At 42.1% G+C, this 18352-nt stretch carries 17 protein-coding genes; 12 read left to right on the top strand and 5 right to left on the bottom strand.

Going from position 1 to position 18352, the window contains the following annotated elements:
* From DLD82_RS12960 to DLD82_RS12940, 5 genes are all read left to right on the top strand, one after another.
* Positions 1–757 (top strand): PD-(D/E)XK nuclease domain-containing protein (locus DLD82_RS12960; RefSeq protein WP_181391433.1); only part of this gene is annotated, 757 nt, incomplete at its 5' end.
* 96 nt (positions 758–853) lie between these two features.
* Positions 854–1915, top strand: coding sequence for a DUF2117 domain-containing protein (locus DLD82_RS12955; RefSeq protein WP_219968389.1), 1062 nt, complete (start codon positions 854–856; stop codon positions 1913–1915).
* Between the two features lie 236 nt (positions 1916–2151).
* The gene (locus DLD82_RS12950) at positions 2152–2826 is read left to right on the top strand and encodes an RNA-binding protein (RefSeq protein WP_109941549.1); all 675 of its coding nucleotides are present in this window, start codon (positions 2152–2154) and stop codon (positions 2824–2826) included.
* Positions 2827–3129: 303 nt separating this feature from the next.
* Complete coding sequence (locus DLD82_RS12945; protein ID WP_109941548.1) at positions 3130–3354, top strand: hypothetical protein; 225 nt, start codon at positions 3130–3132, stop codon at positions 3352–3354.
* Positions 3351–3644 carry a hypothetical protein gene (locus DLD82_RS12940; RefSeq protein WP_109941547.1) on the top strand — a complete coding sequence of 98 codons (294 nt, stop codon included), beginning with the start codon at positions 3351–3353 and terminating at the stop codon, positions 3642–3644. Before DLD82_RS12945 ends, DLD82_RS12940 begins: the two co-directional genes overlap by 4 nt.
* A 380-nt stretch (positions 3645–4024) precedes the next feature.
* On the opposite strand, the gene DLD82_RS12935 is transcribed toward DLD82_RS12940, so the two are convergent.
* On the bottom strand, positions 4025–4264 hold the full coding sequence (locus DLD82_RS12935; RefSeq protein WP_109941546.1) for a type II toxin-antitoxin system MqsA family antitoxin: 240 nt from the start codon (positions 4262–4264) through the stop codon (positions 4025–4027).
* 565 nt (positions 4265–4829) lie between these two features.
* Between DLD82_RS12935 and DLD82_RS12930 the strand changes: the two genes are divergently transcribed.
* Entirely contained in the window at positions 4830–6641 is a 1812-nt protein-coding gene (locus tag DLD82_RS12930) for a KUP/HAK/KT family potassium transporter (protein ID WP_109941554.1), read from the top strand.
* Here DLD82_RS12930 and DLD82_RS12925 read toward each other — a convergent pair.
* Positions 6634–9198, bottom strand: coding sequence for a cation-translocating P-type ATPase (locus tag DLD82_RS12925; protein WP_109941545.1), 2565 nt, complete (start codon positions 9196–9198; stop codon positions 6634–6636). The genes DLD82_RS12930 and DLD82_RS12925 overlap by 8 nt on opposite strands.
* A 102-nt stretch (positions 9199–9300) precedes the next feature.
* Between DLD82_RS12925 and DLD82_RS19655 the strand changes: the two genes are divergently transcribed.
* Positions 9301–9507 carry a double zinc ribbon domain-containing protein gene (locus tag DLD82_RS19655; protein WP_394339584.1) on the top strand — a complete coding sequence of 69 codons (207 nt, stop codon included), beginning with the start codon at positions 9301–9303 and terminating at the stop codon, positions 9505–9507.
* A 342-nt stretch (positions 9508–9849) separates the two neighbouring features.
* A complete protein-coding gene (locus DLD82_RS12915; RefSeq protein ID WP_219968385.1) occupies positions 9850–10227 on the top strand; it encodes a type I restriction-modification system subunit M N-terminal domain-containing protein in 378 nt (125 codons plus the stop codon).
* A gap of 473 nt (positions 10228–10700) precedes the next feature.
* Here the strand turns inward: DLD82_RS12915 and DLD82_RS12910 are convergent, their stop codons facing one another.
* On the bottom strand, positions 10701–11942 hold the full coding sequence (locus DLD82_RS12910; RefSeq protein WP_109941543.1) for an ABC transporter substrate-binding protein: 1242 nt from the start codon (positions 11940–11942) through the stop codon (positions 10701–10703).
* Positions 11943–12257: 315 nt separating this feature from the next.
* Here DLD82_RS12910 and DLD82_RS19600 point away from each other — a divergent pair, with 315 nt between their 5' ends.
* Complete coding sequence (locus tag DLD82_RS19600) at positions 12258–12395, top strand: transposase (RefSeq protein WP_109941553.1); 138 nt, start codon at positions 12258–12260, stop codon at positions 12393–12395.
* Between the two features lie 125 nt (positions 12396–12520).
* Here DLD82_RS19600 and DLD82_RS12900 read toward each other — a convergent pair whose 3' ends face one another.
* Positions 12521–12982, bottom strand: coding sequence for a hypothetical protein (locus tag DLD82_RS12900; protein WP_109941542.1), 462 nt, complete (start codon positions 12980–12982; stop codon positions 12521–12523).
* Positions 12983–13344: 362 nt separating this feature from the next.
* On the opposite strand from DLD82_RS12900, the gene DLD82_RS12895 reads away from it, so the two are divergent.
* From DLD82_RS12895 to DLD82_RS12885, 3 genes are all read left to right on the top strand, one after another.
* Positions 13345–16074, top strand: coding sequence for a cation-translocating P-type ATPase (locus DLD82_RS12895; protein ID WP_109941541.1), 2730 nt, complete (start codon positions 13345–13347; stop codon positions 16072–16074).
* Positions 16075–16162: 88 nt separating this feature from the next.
* A complete protein-coding gene (locus DLD82_RS12890; RefSeq protein WP_109941540.1) occupies positions 16163–16480 on the top strand; it encodes a nucleotidyltransferase family protein in 318 nt (105 codons plus the stop codon).
* A gap of 38 nt (positions 16481–16518) precedes the next feature.
* Positions 16519–16842: a HepT-like ribonuclease domain-containing protein gene (locus DLD82_RS12885; RefSeq protein WP_245920443.1), complete on the top strand. Its 324-nt coding sequence runs from the start codon at positions 16519–16521 to the stop codon at positions 16840–16842.
* Positions 16843–17439: 597 nt separating this feature from the next.
* Here the strand turns inward: DLD82_RS12885 and DLD82_RS12875 are convergent.
* On the bottom strand, positions 17440–18216 hold the full coding sequence (locus tag DLD82_RS12875; RefSeq protein WP_109941537.1) for an SOS response-associated peptidase: 777 nt from the start codon (positions 18214–18216) through the stop codon (positions 17440–17442).
* Positions 18217–18352: the final 136 nt, after the last annotated feature.

Here is an 18352-nt window from a genome sequence, read left to right as displayed (position 1 = left end):
CCCGTTTGATATTCTCCTTCTCTTCTCGAAAGGAGTATTTCGGCCATTTTGGTTTGAGACCGGGACACCTTCATTTCTCATCACCCTCTGGCAGAAGAAACCCCGCCTTCCTGCAGAATTTGACGGGCTTATTGCAGGCGATGAACTCCTGGGATCCTTTGATCCTGAAAATATCCGGACAGAGACCCTCCTTTTTCAGGCAGGGTACCTGACGATAAAATCATGGTCTGCTGATCCAATCAGGGGTTTTCGCTGCGTCCTTGGATATCCAAACACTGAAGTTCGGATATCACTAAATTTTCTCTTCTTAGAGGCATTAAGCGGTCATGATATCTCCGGAATACGTGACCGTTTGTATGATGCACTCGAGCAAGGGGATACTAAAAAACTGCACTCAAGTTTTCATTCTTTCTTTGCATCCATTCCACATGACTGGTACAGAAACAATCCGATAGCCAGATATGAGGGCTATTATGCCAGCGTAGTTTACACGTATTTTGCAAGTCTTGGGTACGAGGTTATTCCGGAAGATACCTCAAACAAAGGACGAGTTGATCTGACCGTTAAAACAAGGACCGGGATCTGGATCTTTGAGTTCAAAGTGCTTGGAATTGATACGAGTGGGGATGAAAGCCCTCTGGACCAGATTAAAAGACGTGGATATGCAGAGAAGTACCGGTCAGATTCAAGGCAGATATTCGAGATTGGGATTGTCTTTAATCCGGAAACAAGAAATATCGAACGATGGGAGATCTAATTTTCACATCCTGAAAGATCACAGAGTTTTTTGACACGGCCTGATAAAGATGGTACTTTCAGGTACGTCACTTGTAAGCAGCATTTGTGAAGTTACATAATACCCGGAGGAATAACAATACAAAATAACTCTTTTACCCTCATCTTTCATGGAGCTGATGTCTTTGACCAGGGTGATGCAGCCCGACTCATCTCCCTGATTTGCCCACAACTCTCACTCGTTGCCGGAATAATGGCCAGGACTGCCGCTGATGAATCCGGACTTCTGGTCACGTATGACGGGAGAAGGCCAAGTGAGATCTTAGCTGAATACCCAGAAGATAATGCCATCCTTGTTCATCGGGCAAAAACAGATGCATCTGCTCACCGGTTTGGATCTTTAATCCACTCCCATCTGAAAGATCGTGGGCTGATTCTTATCGATCCCGGAACCGGCAAGATCCTTATCTGGGGAACTGTAGATTCTTCTCTCTGTCTTTGGCTGTCTGAAATAACCGGATATCAAATATGTTCAGGAGATTCCCACCCGGACAATCCTCCTGATACCCGGTGCATAGGAGGGTGTCTGCCTGGAGAACCGGTTTTTGTTAATGGGATCATCATCGGATATGCAACCGGCGATGAAGCACTCATTACTATAAAGGATGGAGCACTACATGCAGTATCGGGTATAAAACTCAAAGATCACGGGGTTGAAAAACTGATGCGGTTTGGATGCCCGGATATCCAAAAAGCATGGTGTAAGAGTGGAAATATCCGGTTATCACAACCGAAGAAGAGTGACCGGATATCAAAGACCGGACGAATTGCAGTAATAGATCATTCAGCAATGGCCTGTTATGGTGCCTTTGACCCGGACATCTGTGGGATTCTCACGATTGGTGATGATACAACCTCAATATGTGGTCATATCGGCTGTTTTAGGGGAATCCCAATTCTTGGGATTACTGATGGCGATATTGATGGGATTGTTCCGGAAGGATATGCACCGGGTAGTGTGGTGCTTGAGGCTGTTAGCGAACGTGATGATGATCTTGGCATTGAAATTGCAGGTAAAGTGCCGAATTATCCAGTGGTCTTTGATGAGTGGGTAGAGAAAATAATTGAAGAACTAGGAAGCCGGGTCAGGATTGTGCATAGAGAGATACCAGTTTTATGATGACGTTTCCTTCTGTTCCCGGCCTGACTTTGAAAAGAGAAATTGAACCTGTTCCGGCGAGTTTTAATGGCTTACGAGATCAGATCTAAAGTATTATTTCGATATCTTGATTTTTTTCAGACATCAGTTACATTCTAGCACACAGCAAGCGTATGATATGACTAATCAAATGTATCAATTATCAGGAGTCAATAGGGTTTACTCCATTTAAGGGAATGAGAGCAATAGGATGAATTATGAAAAAAAGAAAATTATTCATTGGAAATCTTAACTATTCAGTAACAGCGGATAAACTGCGTTCCTTTTTAGCAGCATATGGTACTGTTATTGATGTAAAAATGATGGAAGGGAAAGGATACGCATTTGTTGAGATGGGAACTGAGGAACAGGCCCAGAAAATTCTAAAAACCCTACCCGAATCGGTGTTTGAGGGGAGAAAACTTCTCATAGACGGGGTGCCGGGAACACGCCGGTCTGACAATAAATCAGATAAAAGGACGCAGGATTTCCGCGAAAAAAGACCTGCACCTGAATCCAGAAGAACATATTCCTCTCCTTCCGGAGAAGAAAGAAGATCTCCAAGACCTGAGTGGAAAAATCGTAATAGCCCCGGGGACTCACGAAGTCCAGTTCGTCCGGAACGTTCCCGGTATGAAGGAGATATCAGACCAAAGACCCCATCAGGTCAGAACCGCCCAAAATCCACTCCAGACTCTGACAAAAAATACTCGGGAGCGAAAGCCGTTTCCACGATTCCGGCGGGTAGAACCGCTAAAAAGGAGCCAGGAAAACCTGAAGCCCCACAAAAATCTGAATCACCATCATCCAAACCGCAAAAAAAATCCAGAGTGCCAACCTGGGTGAAAGAGAAGAGATCTTCGAAATCACAGTATAAACCGGAAAAATATTAAAAAACGGAATCAAATTCCGATTTATTTTTTTAAATCAAAGATTCATTACATCATATCAGCGAATCGGTTTTACCATCTTCTCTTCCTGCTTATGAATTCATGGCGTCATACAGTAATCCGGTTTATAAGGAGATACATTCATACCGCTATAAACCACCCTCCCATACCTGATGTATCGGCACTGTCAGTCATGTAACCCACCTTGCTATGGGATTTCAGAGCAGATGTGGAATATCTAAAATCACTCAAACCAGGATAGAACAAACCGGATTCTTTTTTATGCACCACCGATAATCTTTTTATATGCCTTGTCCACCCGAAGTTCTTGAACTCATAAACAGGTTTGCTTCTTATCGTTCAAAATATACCGCAACGGATTACAACGAAACTCAGCTCCGGAATGAGTTCCTTAACCCTTTCTTTGAAGCACTCGGGTGGGATGTATACAATAAAGCAGGCATTTCTGAACTCTATAAAGATGTCATCCACGAATATATGGTAAAAATTATCGAGGAGTCCGTTTCGTGACCGCTCCTCCTGATCAAAGCCTCCTCATGTACCAAACAGAGGACGGGAAAACAAAAATCTCTATCCTCATTGATGGTGAGACCATCTGGATGACCCAGGCCCAGATTGCTGACCTCTATCAGACCTCTTTGCAAAATATCAATCTCCATATCCTTAATGTCCTTAAAGAGGGTGAATTAACCGAGGAACGAACTATCAAGGAATACTTGATAGTTCGACAGGAAGGAAATCGGGAGGTTTCCCGGAAAATAGCCCATTATAACCTTCAGATGATTATCGCCATCAGATAACACTGTTTCTGATATGGGTTAATTAATACTCCGAAACTCTCTACACATACTACAGCAAACAGAATCGCTCATCGGGTACGATGCCTTGAGGAGTTTGTTAAATTCTTATGAAAGTAAAACCTATTGCACAACTGCAATAAGAGAGTATATCCGCACTTATTGAGAAATTAGGACCGGTTGATACCGCCCGGTTTATCCGGATATATTATCCAGGGATCGGTGATTACATAATTGAGAGACGTAACTTGTTTAATGAGAGTATGGACGACCTAGTTGCAGAAATGAAAGCCTTTGAGGATGAAAAACCCCAACCCTGATTTTCGTGATAATAAGTCAACCGTGCTGGAAAGGTCGCATCAATTAAGAAAATTTTGTAATATTCACGCAGTTATTGGTCCTGCCTGAAAATCATACACATTAACTGTCAGCCCTGGTTCCAGGCACCTGTTAGTTATTTCAGTAAGCCTGTCCTGAATCTCTTCTGACAAATACTCTTCACCACATACCGGACAAATCATTGCAGGAACGTGTCTGAAAAGAAACGCGACTCCATTTTTCTCAAATGCGACAGTAGTTAAACCATCAACCGTTACTCCTTCATTACATTGAATGCACTTCATTTCTTCACCTTATAAGTATAGGTCTCATCCAAAAGTTCCGGATCAGGTTCATATGCTGTAATAATTACAATCGTTCCTTCTGTTTCATTAATAGCATAGTTGACATGTATTGTTCAGTTTTTGTGTACATGGGATTCCAAATATGCAGGAAAAGGTTTTGAATCCCCATATGTCCTGATAATAGTCCCCTTTTTAATACAGGTGACAATATCTTCCTAAAATTGACCGCTCCATCATCTTTTGATACGCATGAACTATTGAGATAATTTTTTTACCAGATATATCAATTGCAATGTGTTGATTTTACCTTTATTCTAGGTTTTTCTCATGTGTATATCTTTGGGCTTGGAATGCGGTGTAAACAAAATCCTTAAGTCTCATACTCATTTTTTACTCCTTTATCACATAGACAGGTAGACACCTGAAACATCCCGTCATGCTAAAGTTCCACTCACCGATGCAATCACCAATAGGTTGGCTAAAGTTCTCTCTGATGTATTCCCATATTTTTTGTTCTTTTTAAAAAACCAGAAACCCTATAATGTTTCTATGGAAAGGATACCTTATGGTTTCTCGGCTGGCTGATTCCCGGATAATAAAATCATTAGGCCTGGTATTCGGGGATATCGGGACCAGTCCAATATACACGATAAGTATCATTCTGCTAGTCATAAATCCATCAGAACAGAATATTTTTGGCATTCTGTCCCTGATATTCTGGAGTTTATTTTTCGTTATCACGCTCCAGTATGTCTGGCTTGCCATGAGTGTAAGCAGCAAGGGTGAAGGGGGGACAATCGTCTTAAAAGAGGTATTATTATCGCATCTGAAAGAATCATCCCTGGTCCCTCCCATATCATTTCTTGCCATCATCGGTATCTGTCTGTTTATGGGTGACGGGGTTATTACGCCGGCAATCAGTATTCTATCGGCAGTAGAAGGAATAGCATTAGTTCCAGGGCTTGAAAACCTGTCCGGAATGATTCTTATCGGCATTGCTGCAATAATCGCAATCAGCCTGTTTAGTATCCAGCGTCGGGGAACAGAACAGATTTCATGGATGTTTGGCCCGGTAATGCTCGTCTGGTTCCTTTCATTGTCTGTAACCGGTGGTTTTGCAATCATCCACAATCCACGGATTCTGCTTGCTTTAAGCCCGCATTATGCACTTGGATTTCTTCTTGAACAGGGCATTGTCTCTCTTCTGGTCTTATCTGCAGTCGTATTATGTATCACCGGGGGAGAAGCACTCTACGCTGATATGGGCCATCTTGGTCGTGAACCGATAATAAAAGGATGGTATATCGTCTTTCCGGCACTTATGCTCAGTTATCTCGGGCAGGGAGCGTTTGTTCTAGAACATGGTTCTATGGGTTCGGTCCTTTTTTCCATGGTCTCAACGCAGGTAGGTGTCCTGTATCTTCCTTTCCTGCTCCTTAGTATATGTGCAACCATAATTGCATCACAGGCGATGATCAGCGGGATGTTCTCCATCGTGTACCAGGGGATGACCACCCGGATCATTCCGAAGATGAAGATTGACTTCACCTCCTCCTCTATGCAATCGCAAATCTACATCGATACCGTTAACTGGCTGCTCCTGATATCCGTGCTCCTGGTCATGATCACCTTTCAGTCATCAGAACATCTGGGAGCTGCGTATGGCCTTGCCGTTACCGGAAATATGACCATATCCACCCTGATGCTACTGCTCATCTTCTATAAGAAGAGAGATAACGTGAAAGTCGGGATAATGTCGCTCTTATTGGTCATCGATGCAACCTTCCTTCTGGCATCACTGACAAAACTTCCTCATGGAGGATACTGGTCGCTCATCCTTGCAGCCGTCCCATTCGCGATAATTGTTATCTTTATCACCGGACAGAAAAAGCTCTATACAACCCTGAAACCAATTCCCTACGACCAGTTTATTGAAAGATATAATGAGTTATACGCATCTATCTGCAAAATTTCGGGTGCCGGACTATACTTTACCTCTGATATCAAATATGTATCTCCATACATTGGGACTATCTTCTTTCAGAATAACATCCTGTATGAGTCGAATATTTTCGTCTCCATCCGGATGACAAACCATCCCTTTGGAATCAGCACCTATTTTCAGCAGGAGATAGAGAAAGGGTTGTCGTTTTTTAGTATCGAAACCGGATACATGGAGGTGTTGGATGTTGAATCACTCCTCCGCCAGCACGGGATAGATGAAAAGACGATCTTTTACGGGATTGAAAATATCATGAGTGATAAGATGATCTGGAACCTGTTTGGGATAATCAAAAAGGTATCTCCTCCCTTTGTGCAGTTTTATGCACTGCCTTCTGAGAAGATACATGGGGTTATTACCCGGTTTATCATGTAATATCCGTGAAATCAGGACTTTTTCTGAGGTTCCAGAGTTTCCAGGCCTCAAACCAGAGTACACTCAAGCCAGCTGCTAACACACAGGTGATTATTCCTTCCGCCGGAATCAATGAAAACCTGAAGAGATCCCGGAGTGCCGGAATTATCAGGATCAGGACAAGACTGCTTATCGTTCCGGCAAATACCCATTGCATTGCCTTATTTGGTGTCCGGATCGTGGAGATTATCGTCTCTGACCAGGACCGGTTGGTCAGGATGAGAAGCAGGTTTGCGAGCACAATGGTGATAAAAGTCATGGTACGCACTTCTGCCTCACCAAGCCCGCTCATCAGGGAATGAAGATATACGAGGAGCACAACGCCCAGGACAACAAATCCCTGCATCAGGCTGAGAAAGAGAGTTTTCGGTGTAAAGAGCCGTTCATCCGCAGACCGGGGCGGCCTGTTCATGATATCATGTTCTTCCTTTTCAGCCTCAAAGACAATGGAACAGGTCGGGTCTATGATGAGTTCAAGGAATACAATATGCATGGGCATGAGGATGAGCGGCATATCAAAGAGGACGGGAATGAGAGACATTCCGGCGATTGGGATGTGTATTGAGAAGATATAGGCCATTGCCTTCTTCAGGTTGTCATAGATTCTCCGGCCAAGTCTGACCGCAGAGACGATAGAAGTGAAATTATCGTCAAGAAGGACGAGGGATGATGCTTCACGGGCAACATCGGTGCCTCTCCCACCCATGGCAATTCCGATATCTGCACATTTCAGAGCCGGTGCATCATTGACCCCGTCACCGGTCATGGCAACAACGTCATTATTTCCCTTCAGTGCTTTGACTATCCGCAGTTTCTGTTCAGGAACGGCCCGTGCAAAGACCGTAGCAGTCCGGAGCCGGTCTTTGAGCTCATCATCTGATAACTCGATAAGGTCAGTTCCGGTAACCGGGCTCTGTGCATGCTTAAGCCCTATCTGATTCGCAATATTCTGGGCTGTTCGTGGATAATCACCGGTTATCATAATTATCCTGATACCGGCTGCATAACATTCGCTCACCGCTTCAGAGATCCCCGGTCTTACCGGATCGGCAAACCCGATAAGACCAAGGAACGTAAAAACGAAGTCATGCTGGATGCTCGGGAGCTCCGTATGTGAAAATGACGATTTTGCAACTCCAAGAATCCGAAGTCCCCGTGATGCCATCATATCTATCTGTTCTGCCAGTTTTCTCTGTTCCGGCTCTGAAAAATGGCAGAGATCAGCAATCGCCTCCGGAGCTCCCTTGGCGGCAATAATAAAATCATGACCGTCCGGAGACTGCCAGACATTTGACATCGCCAGGAGTTCAGATGAGAGAGGATATTCGGTGATGAGGTTCCAATCTTTATGTATATGTTCTGTTTTTCCAAAATCTCCCTGAGATAGCTGGACGAGTGCTTTTTCCATTGGATCAAAGGGATCTTTCTTACAGGCAAGAATGGCGTATTCGGACAGTTCATGACAGGAATCAGGGACTGAATTTTCACCAGCGCCATCATGCTCACAGAATTCATCATCTGCGAAAAAGGATTGCACGGTCATTTTATTGAGGGTGAGTGTTCCGGTCTTGTCTACGCACAGAACAGATGCAGACCCCAGGGTTTCAATTGCAGGTACCTGACGGGTCAGCACCTGCTTTTGTGAGATTCTCCATGCCCCAAGTGCAAGAAAAACCGTTAAAACCACCGGGAACTCTTCCGGAAGGATAGCCATCGCAAGAGTAATTCCTGCAAGAAGTCCGGATATCCAGTCTCCCCGACCGATTCCATAGATGATAACGATGAGAAGACACAAAAAGAGGCCGCATGTTGCGATTACCTTCACCATCGAGGAGATCTCCACTTTCAGCCTGGTATCTTCCCGCCCGACTTCCTTAAGAACCATGCCTATCTTTCCCATTTCGGTCAGGGATCCGGTGGTTTTAACTTCTATAAGGGCCTGACCCTGGACAACAAGGGTTCCGGAGTATGCGAATGGCTGATCATCTCCGCCCGGAGTCTGTGGGGGCAGACCTGTCGTCCAGGTAATCTTTCGAACCGGGACCGATTCACCGGTAAGGAGTGATTCGTCAATCGTGATATTGTTTGATGAGAGGAGAATTCCGTCGGCAGGAACCCGGTCCCCTTCTGAAAGGATGAGAATATCACCCGGAACAACCTCCCGTCCGGCGATTCGTCTCTGCTTTCCATCCCTGATTACAAGTGCCCGGGGACTTGAGAGATTCCGGAGTGCTTCAAGTGCCCGTTCGGTCTTTCGCTCCTGGTATACCGTGATACCGATGATGACCACCACAAAGCTCATGAGCATGACCGCTTCGGTGATGTCACCAAGGAAAAAGTAGATAATACCACTGGCTACCAGGAGAAGAAACATCGGTTCCCTGAAAACCTCAAGAAGTATGTCAATAATACCGTCTTTCTTCTGTTCCGGGAGTTCGTTATATCCAAATGTCCTTATCCGGTCTGCTACCTGTTTACTGGAAAGTCCTTGTATGGTCTCAATATCCGGGAGTGTCATGGTGATACCGCATTATTGCACATATATTCAAAATCAGACGTATTGTGTTTGTACTCATAAGTTTTTCATTAAGAAGGGATAAGGGATTGTGTGTAACGGTCCATTTCCGGGTCTGATAAATCGTCAGGTACCAAATTTTGTCCTCAATGTGGAAATGAGATTATGCCAAAAGAGTCCGGACCCAGACCTTCCTCTCATCCACCGGTGCAAAATTCAATGAGTATTTGTCCTTTTTGTGGATCAGAACTTCGTTTTGCAAAAACGACTAAATTTTGTCCTTATTGTAAGGAGAATATCAAACCGGTTTAAAAGTTTCTAAAGGAAAATCCAGGAGAGATTGAGATATTCAGTTATGATACCAGTTGGATAGCAATGAATGCCAATGCAATGACACGTCCGGATGCTCCATCATCTGTGTCCGCCCTCTTGCTGCAGGAAAAATTGAATTACCTGCCTGATATTATCCATTTATTTTACACTTATGGCCGAATAATCAGCGTTTCTAACCTAATGTTAAAAATTTTTGAGTGAATTCAGGAAAAAATATTATTTATCATGAGACTTGCTCCAGAACTTAAATCTGACATCGATACCCTCTGGGACCGGTTCTGGTCCGGAGGCATGTCAAATCCCCTCCAGTCCATCGAATAGATGTCATATCTTATCTTCATGAAACGACTTGAGGACATGGACATTGTCGAAGAACGACGTGCAGTAGCCAGAAAGATTCCATACACCTCAGTCTTTGCCGGACATGAAGAATGCCGGTGGTCAAACTGGAAGAACCTACCTGCCGAAGAGATGCTTCCCCATGTCAGGGAGGTTGTGTTCCCCTTTATCAAAAAATTGTCAAACGGAGAAAAAAGCCGATTTTCTGAACAGATGAAAGATGCGGTCTTCATCATCGCAAAACCCTCCCTCCTTCAGGAAGCAGTTTCCATATTTGACCGGATAAATATTACTACCGGAAAACAGAAAACCCCACAGATAGAAAAGGAAAATGCTTCTTTGTTCCGGTTGATGAGATAATTGCTAATAATTATGATCTCTCGATTTCCCGGTATAAAGAGATTGATATACAGGTGAGTTACGATCCTCCGGAGAAGATTATCGAAGAAATTGAGGCCATAGAGAAGGAAATTCTCCGGAATCTGGATGAACTGAAAGGGATGTTATAAATATGTCATAAATTATATGGATCCCAATTTTTCAGGGTTTTTGGAAAAAAATTCGAAAAAAAGCGGGGATTATTTTACATTCACTCACCTAAAAATATCTTACTTACAATTTGGCATTTAATTGTAAATGATGAAACGTATGTCGATCTCTATGCTCAACCTAAAAAGCAAGTGAAATTCCACAATGTCCGTATTCCTGTTTCGTATACCCTAGAAGAGGCCTTAAAACTGTTATCGAACATGAAAAAAGAGAAGAAGACCAGATCCTGATCCGATTTGAGGGCTTTACCCACTTTAAAGATCCGGTTTTTCATGGAAAATGAGTTATTTATTGATTATTTTTTCAAGTAATGTATTGTAAACTCCAGAGAGAGGAATGGTAGTGTTTAATCCATCCAGATATGCAAAACACGGTACCCATTTTATTGTACCATCCGCTCCCTTTTGAGGCAGATAGAAGTAATAATCTCCATACTTCCGGTCACCATTGTCATCAATTTTCAGCCAGCCGGTTGCTCCATACATATTATTGCCAAGGATTTCAGCGAATTTGAGATTCTCTTCAAGTGTTGACGCATTATTCTCAAGAATGCGGGCTCCCATAACAACCTCATCATATGGAAGGATCTCGTAGATACAGGGCTGATGTCCGTCAGTTTCTGCCTGTATATTATCATACACATGCCAGTAATTAGAACCCCCGGGTTGTGCCATATTAAAGGAAATAGTAGCTAATTGAGTGTCATATGCAAATTGTGCTGCAGTTTCATTCAGTAAGATCGTCGGATTGAGGGCTACTCCGTCCATTCCAGACCACTGAATCTTCCTTAAATTTGGATATTCAGATGCCTGTGCCAGGAGATCACTGATCTCATCAATGGAAATCGCAAAGACACATACATTCTTTTCACCATACGAATCAATGAGAGATGATACTGATGAGTTTAATTCTTCAAGGGTATTCGTAAAATCCCGTGTTCCTGGTGAATATATAACTGTATCTGAAACCTGAGTTATGCTCTTCACTTTTTCAGACAGATCAAGACCGTATAAGTCACCCCGTGATACAACCACAGTCTTTTGCGGAATTGTCCCTGTAATTACAGTATTGTAACTGGCAATAGCGTTGATAAGTGACAGATCTCCAGGACATAATCTGATAACCGGATCCTCAGGCATTGCAAGTTTTACTGAAGATGTTGGATTAATTGAGAGTATCTTCTCACGTGTAAGGACTGGTAAACAACCAGATAGTTCTTCTGAAGTGGTTGGACCAACGATTAACTGGGCACCTTCAGAAACAAGGTTTTCAGCAGCAGTAGCTGCACTTTCAGAAGTACCATTTGTAAATTCTTTCTTGATAACAACGGTAATATTTTTGTTTAGTTTTTTGTAAAAATCGTTCAGGTCTGATGCTGCAAGGTCAATTGTTGTTTCTATTCCTGGAGCGAACGAAGCAGTATCTCCACTTTTATCAATAATCGCTCCGATAATAATCTGTTTATCAGCTGATACTACAGAAACCAGTAATATCACGACGAATAGTAACCCTAATAATCGATTCATTATGAACTCTCACTCTCTCGAAAAAACCCTGTTTTGGAATAATATCTTCATGGTAAAAAGAACGTTTGCCATAGATTTATTTATAATTTATGAAATTGACATTGAGGTAAATACATCCATGATTCTTTTTATTCCATTTTTTTCATTTAATTAAGGTTTAATTATTTGAGAATTTTTCTGGTCGTGCTAAATTTCCGGAAAAACCATTTAATTTAGATTGAACACCTCTTAGGCAAACTTCATGGTATGTATAAAAATTTCATAATTTTGTAATAATAACCAACATTCGGCAGCCACGAGTGTTGGATATGAGAAATAAAGCAATTATTACAAAGAAAAGTCAGAAATCATAAATCGGGGATTATAAGCAATGTCCTTAATAGGATCAGTAATGGTATTGTTGAAGCAATAAATGGAAAGATTCAGATATTGAAAAGAGGTGCTCGAGGATAGCGTAGTCCAAATAACCTTATAATTATGATATTTCTGCGATGTGACTAGTTGTCTTTAAACCTACCCTCATGAAATGCTGAAGAGCCAAAAATAAACGGAATAATACAATCATTTCAAAAAAAGAGTTATTCCGTTAATGCTTCCTTAACCTGAGATATGGTTTCAAAATTAGGTTTTCCACCTGTCGGGCCCTGAACCAAAATTACATATGCACCATAGGTGAAAACAGCACCATTCATATTAAGTCTGTTAATACTGGCTTTAATATAATTTACTGCAGAATCACGATGTTCCTGAGTATCAAACTTCTGAAGATGAATATACGCCCTGGAATCTAATTCTGTAACCTGACAATCTTTTGATATCAAAACAGAAGTACCTCCGAGTGCTCCTATTACATTCCATTGTGTAGCGGATTTTTCACAAATGGAAAGGCCTGTTGCCTGAAGAAATGCATCTATTTTTTCATTAGATGTCGGATAATATGCTCCAGGTGGTTCATTTGCGACAAGCATCCATCCCATAGGGAGACAGACAAACATAAAAATAATTATTATGCTCACAATCTTCTCAAAACTATATGCCATTTTTCCCTCAATATCCGGATACTAAATCTGAACAGTAGATCTTTATCCAGTTATTTATTGTATAATAACTTGGTATTTTAAGGTTGTGAAAAATTCCCAGAACTATTAGAGTAAATGTAAGAATTTTTGTTATTATTCATGGGCAGAATACAAATTGATATTTGTATATAAATATATTGAAACCGAAATCTGTTTTAGATCATATAAAAATCAGTCAATTTTCCTTGCTTTTTTGGTTCATCAAATAATTTTCAACAATTGATGAACTGAAACAAAGTCTTTTACCCATATTTATTTACCTTATTGAGTTATTCTATCTGATATTCATGTAATGATCCAGAGCGTTTGATAGGGGCTGGAAAATGTCTGATGAAATCAACAAGGAAAAAATTACTTCTTCTGCTAAACCTGCATGGTATTCTTTAACCTCTGAAGATACGGCGAAAATCTTAGAAGTATCCGGAGAAAAAGGCCTGTCTGTTTCTGAAATTCCATCCCGGATTGAAAAGTTCGGGAAAAACATCCTGGAAGAAGAGAAAGAAAGACCTGCCTGGGTCCGGTTTTTAGCCGAATACAAATCGTACATGCAGATTGTTCTGGTCATTGCCGCAATTGCAAGCCTGGTCATTAAAGAATATCACACGTTTTTCCTGTTGATCCTCCTTACTCTTTTCAATGCCTCCCTTGGCTTCAGACAGGAAGCAAAAGCTGCTGCCAGCATCGCCACTCTCAACAAAATGATGAAGGTGGTTGCAAAGGTGAGAAGAGATGGCAGCATTATCCAGGTCGAAGCAGAAAGCATTGTTCCCGGAGATATTGTCATTGTCGATGCCGGAGACCGTGTTCCGGCTGATGGCAGAATAATCATCGCAGCAAACCTCCAGATTGAAGAGTCTGCATTAACCGGTGAAAGCACGGCGGTTGAGAAGAACAGCGACGTAATTCCAAGACAAGACCTTCCCCTTGGTGACCGGATTAACATGGCGTTTATGAATACCAATGTTACCCGTGGTCATGGGGAGATACTGGTCACAGAAACCGGCATGAGATCCGAAGTGGGTCATATTGCAACCATGCTTTCGGAACAAAAAGCGGAGAAAACCCCGCTTACTCTGCAGATAGACCGGGTTACACTTTTTATTATCGGTATGGCCTGTTTTGCCTTTTTAAGTATTGTCGTTATCGGGCTATCTCAGGGAGAGTCGTTTGACAAACTTTTTAATATCGGTGTTTCTCTTGCAATCGGTTCTATTCCGGATGCTCTTCCGGCAGTTGTCACCTCAATTCTAGCAATGGGAACCGTTGCAATGGCTCAGAAAAATGCCATCATAAAAAGCCTTCCAGCAGTGGAGACGTTAGGTTCCACCTCTGCAATAAACTCAGATAAGACCGGAACCCTCACGATGAACCAGATGACGGTCCGGGTCATTTCAACGGTTAAGCATCGGTATATCGTATCCGGAGAGGGGTATAGTTTTCAGGGCATTATCCAGAGAACCGAAGGAGGAAAGGAGGAAAATCTTGATCATGTCCTCTTTCCCTGTGCCCTTTGTATCGATACCGACATCAAAGACGGGCAGGTTATTGGCGATCCAACCGAAGGAGCACTGTATGTTCTTGCAGAAAAAGGCGGTATTAGTGTCGCTGAATTCCGGAAGAATAATCCCCGGATTGCCAGTATTCCGTTTGATTCGGATTACAAATTCATGGCTACTTTTCATGAGATGAAAAGTTCTGTCGGAAAACCGGTGATTCGTGCATATATTAAGGGTGCTCCGGACATAATTCTTGCATTATCTTCTTCTTTTTTACTGCCGGATGGAATGGCAAAACCTTTCACCGAAGAGGACCGTAAGGATTTTCTCGCCGAAAATGAACGTATTGCACGTGAAGGTCTTCGGGTCCTGGCATTTGCACAGGCAGAATTTGATCCGGTGACTTTTGATCCGAAATCTGACCTGATGCCTCTGATGAAGGATCTTATGATGACTGCCTTTGTGGGTGAGGTAGATCCTCCCCGTGCTGAGGCAAAAGAAGCGATTGCAATGGCAAAGCAGGCAGGAATCCGGGTCCGGATGATAACCGGAGATCATGCCGTGACTGCAGGGACTATCGGACGGGAACTTGGAATCGAAGGCCGTGCTATCACCGGGGCAGAGTTTGCTGCGATGAGTGATGAAGAAGCAGCAGCACAGATAGATGATATCGGCGTTATTGCACGGGTAGCTCCGGAGCATAAGGTTAAACTTGTCAATGTCCTGAAAAAACAAGGGAATATTGTTGCAATGACAGGAGACGGCGTAAATGATGCTCCGGCGTTAAAGGCTGCAGATATTGGAATTGCAATGGGGGTTACCGGGACCGATGTTGCAAAAGGTGCAGCCAAGATGATCCTGACCGATGATAATTTCGCAACAATTGTGTCGGCAATCAAGGAAGGCCGGAAGGTGTATGATAATCTGCAGAAGTTCCTTCGGATTCAGATTGCAAATCTTTTCCAGTTTATCCTGGCGTTTCTTGGATCATCCATGTTTGCAATCGCCGGAACCGCTCTGTTTACTCCGGGTCAGGTGTTATGGATTCATATGCTGATTGTTGCACCGATTGGTATTGCATTCGGGCTTGATTTTCCATCTCCCGGCATTATGTCGAGAAAACCCCGGAGATATGGAGAGGCCATCATTACGATGAAGATGTATGTCCGGCTATTTGTTATCGGTCTTTTTATGGCCGCTTCGACTCTCTATATCTATCATATCGGCCAGACTACGTATGGGTCTTCGCAAATCGGACAGACGATGGCAGTTGTAGCAGTCTCTCTCATGAATATTTTTGTTGCGTTAAATCTCCGGTTTCCGTATGATACTTCGTTCCAGAAATCAACCTTTACCAATGTCAGACTGGTGTATTCGTATCTCTGGGTTATTCTGGGGACGCTGATGATTACGGAAACGAGATTGTTCCAGCATATTTTTGGAACCGTCTCGTTATCCGGGGATCAATGGCTTATCTGCCTGGTTCCGGGGGTAATTATCTTTGTAATCGGGGAGGTGTTTAAATACACTCTCCGGGTTATGGAGAGAGAAGGGTAGACAAGAAGATTGTAAGCGGTGTATTGAAAGAGACCACATCATTTTTGTGGAATGAACTCAAATAAGAATTGAAAAAGTATCATTAAAAATGATTAGTCCACATCAAAAAGAATACTCATCTCGGGAAGAGATATTATCTGAATTAAAAGGGCTCCATGGAAAATTGGAGAGTGAATATCATGTTCAGGAGATCGGACTATTTGGCTCTATTGTCCGGGGTGATGCAACAGATTCCAGTGACATTGACATTTTGGTTTCTTTTTCCCAAATTCCGGATTTATTTACGTTTATCCGGCTTGAACATTACCTGACGGAAATATTTAATAAAAAAGTGGATTTGGTTTTAAAAGACTCATTAAAACCGTACATCAGAAAATACATCTTATCTGAAGTGGTTTATGCATGATCCGTGATATCCGGGATTACCTGACTGACATTGGTGATATGATTGAACTGATTCTTAGTTTCACGGAAAATGTGTCATATTTTGAATTTTCAGAAGATAAAAAAACTCAATTTGCAGTAATAAGGGCTTTTGAAGTAATGGGAGAAGCTGCAAAGAAAATCCCTCCGGAGATCCGGGTGAAATATCCATCAATTCCCTGGGCTGAAATGGCAGGTATGAGAGATAAACTGATCCATGAGTATTTTGGGGTGAATATTCAGATTGTCTATAAAACTGCAACAGAACTACTTCCAGGTATTTATCCAGAGTTTTTAAGAGTTAAAGATAATCTTATTTCTCAAAGATATCCCTCAGGAATATAAAAATCGATCGGAATTAGTTCGATGTGATGAAATATGAAAAAAAATCCTGTAATATCAGATATTCAAGCTAATCCGGACACCCTTATTTCTGTTGCAGAGTCACATGGGGCAACAAATATCAGAATTTTTGGATTTTTTGTCCGGGGAGATTAAAATCCAGACAGTAATCTAGATCTTCTGGCAGAAAGTGGTCCTGATCAAAGTCTTCTTGAACAGGGTGTACATATAGGAGAATTAGAAGGAACTCTGGAAATGAAAAGAGATCTTGTTGAACCTGGATGTCTTCATAGGTATATTAAAGATAAAATTATGCAGGAGGCGATTCCCCTTTGAAAGGTGATAAGTAATTATCTTATGCTAATACATGATTATATCATAAAAATATCAGATTTTACAAAAGAAGAGTATGAAAATTTTCTATCCGATGAAAAGACACAAAATACGGTTATGGTAGATGTCATGTATTGTTCATGTTCCACGGTAGGTTTCGAAAGATATCTTTTTTCCCAGAATATTGATTTGATTATCTCATATTTTGTATTATTCACTCATCAAAAGTAATTGATGCCCCTGTGTTTCAATAATTATAAGAAAAGGTTACTCCGTCTCACCTAACGTCATCTGTCCAGACCGATGGTTTACTGGTTTAATAAGGTCAGGATCATCCGGACTTACCTGGTTTACCCGTGACGACACCTCAATGATATCCAAAACATCCTCAAATTTCAAAATACTTCCCTCCCTCAAATACTCCGGTTCATTTTCCGGATTCAGGATAACCGGCATTCGGTCATGGATATCTGAATACGGCTTCCTTGCCTCGGTTGTAAGAATAACGACCTGATCTCCCTCAGGCGAAGGCCGGATAAACCCGGCAAAGGAGATGAGTGGACTTTTTTGAGATGAAAAATAATAGGGAGTTTTCCGGGTTTTATCATGCTTCCATTCATAATACCCGGAAGCAGGAATCAGGCATCGATGCTCTTCAAACGATTTCCGGAAGAGATTCTTTTCACGAACGGTCTCAATCCGGGCATTAATAATCCGGTGAGAAAGCCCGGAAGTAATCCCCCATTCATTCATCTGGGCAATGGTATCGGTTCCATTCTGTGAAACAGTCAGGATAGGTGTTCCGGGAGAGACATTATACCTGGGCCGATACTCCTCCGGGAGATTTGCATCATATCGCTCCATAATCTCACCCGGAGATGCTGCAATACAAAACCGTCCACACATGCAAAGCCTGCTCCCTTCTCCTTGTATGGGATAATCATTGGTATAAATGCTCTGATAAATATTCCAGTTATCTGATAATACTCCAGGGGTATCCGGAAGTAGGGCTCTGGTATGTATTGAAAATTTCCGGAATGTCACCGGTTTTCTTAATATCGGATTGTATTATGACTATTATATTCAAAGATGTGTATTCTGGAATTGTGATACAAAATTTTCCCGAATTTTTTGTATTACACATACACAATACCAGACATTTATAAGATTCCGGATATTT

Origin of the sequence: Methanospirillum stamsii (assembly GCF_003173335.1) — an archaeon.
Taxonomy (GTDB): domain Archaea; phylum Halobacteriota; class Methanomicrobia; order Methanomicrobiales; family Methanospirillaceae; genus Methanospirillum; species Methanospirillum stamsii.
Note: the sequence above shows the minus strand (reverse complement) of the source record. Positions and strands in the feature narration are given on the sequence as shown.

Excerpts from the sequence above, each read along its gene's own strand:
- DLD82_RS12925 (WP_109941545.1), bottom strand. The coding sequence starts at position 9,198 with ATGACACTCCCGGATATTGAGACCATACAAGGACTTTCCAGTAAACAG.
- DLD82_RS12930 (WP_109941554.1), top strand. The coding sequence starts at position 4,830 with ATGGTTTCTCGGCTGGCTGATTCCCGGATAATAAAATCATTAGGCCTG.
- DLD82_RS12885 (WP_245920443.1), top strand. The coding sequence starts at position 16,519 with ATGATTGAACTGATTCTTAGTTTCACGGAAAATGTGTCATATTTTGAA.
- DLD82_RS12950 (WP_109941549.1), top strand. The coding sequence starts at position 2,152 with ATGAAAAAAAGAAAATTATTCATTGGAAATCTTAACTATTCAGTAACA.
- DLD82_RS12895 (WP_109941541.1), top strand. The coding sequence starts at position 13,345 with ATGTCTGATGAAATCAACAAGGAAAAAATTACTTCTTCTGCTAAACCT.
- DLD82_RS12910 (WP_109941543.1), bottom strand. The coding sequence starts at position 11,942 with ATGAATCGATTATTAGGGTTACTATTCGTCGTGATATTACTGGTTTCT.
- DLD82_RS12900 (WP_109941542.1), bottom strand. The coding sequence starts at position 12,982 with ATGGCATATAGTTTTGAGAAGATTGTGAGCATAATAATTATTTTTATG.
- DLD82_RS12915 (WP_219968385.1), top strand. The coding sequence starts at position 9,850 with ATGTCATATCTTATCTTCATGAAACGACTTGAGGACATGGACATTGTC.
- DLD82_RS12935 (WP_109941546.1), bottom strand. The coding sequence starts at position 4,264 with ATGAAGTGCATTCAATGTAATGAAGGAGTAACGGTTGATGGTTTAACT.
- DLD82_RS12890 (WP_109941540.1), top strand. The coding sequence starts at position 16,163 with ATGATTAGTCCACATCAAAAAGAATACTCATCTCGGGAAGAGATATTA.
- DLD82_RS12945 (WP_109941548.1), top strand. The coding sequence starts at position 3,130 with ATGCCTTGTCCACCCGAAGTTCTTGAACTCATAAACAGGTTTGCTTCT.